Here is an 897-nt window from a genome sequence, read left to right on the forward strand (position 1 = left end):
AGCTTACCCCGAATATAACCGATATTACGGTCACTGCAGAAGCGGCAGTTCGCGGGGGAGCGGATGCAATCAGCATGATCAACACAATCAATTCTTTGGCAGGTGTGGATATCCATTCGTGGAATACGATACCACATGTTGGCGGTAAGGGAGCACATGGGGGGTATTGTGGTCCGGCGGTGAAGCCCATCGCCTTGAACATGGTGGCAGAGTGTGCAAGAAATCCAAGGATCGATCTTCCCATCTCCGGAATCGGGGGGATTTCCAATTGGCAGGATGCCGTGGAATTTTTATTGATGGGTTCGACGGGGGTGCAAATATGTACGGCTGCCATGCATCATGGTTTTAGGATAGTCGAGGACATGCTTGAAGGTTTGTCCAATTACCTCGATGAAAAAGGGATTGCCTCAGTGATGGATATTGTCGGTAGATCCGTACCGCGATATTCCGATTGGGGGAACTTGGATCTTAATTATAAGGTAGTGGCCCGCATCAATAATGATGTATGCATCAACTGCAATAAATGCCATATTGCGTGTGAAGACACCTCACACCAGTGTATAGATATGTTAAAGGACTCGGCAGGCAGCTCCTTCCTGAGGGTGCGTGAAGAAGATTGCGTAGGCTGTAATCTTTGCTCTATCGTATGTCCGGCCGATGGGGCAATCGATATGATCGAATTGACAAATGAATTACCGCCGATGACGTGGAATGAACGCCAAGCCTATCTTGGCGGCATAGAAAATGAAAGTGTTGATTTCGCAAAATGATGGAGGGGAAGAACATGAAGAAAATCATAAAAAACGGAACGATTGCAACCGCTGCGGATACGTATCAAGCCGATATATTAATTGAAAATGAGAAGATTGCCATGATAGGCAAGGATTTGACCGCAGA

1 protein-coding gene is annotated in these 897 nt (G+C 46.9%); it reads left to right on the forward strand.

What is annotated here, in order from left to right:
- On the forward strand, window positions 1–770 hold a 770-nt coding region (gene preA, locus CVN76_RS01295), incomplete at its 5' end, for an NAD-dependent dihydropyrimidine dehydrogenase subunit PreA (protein WP_100530118.1).
- Window positions 771–897 lie beyond the last annotated feature (127 nt).

It is taken from the genome of Bacillus sp. mrc49, from assembly GCF_002803435.1.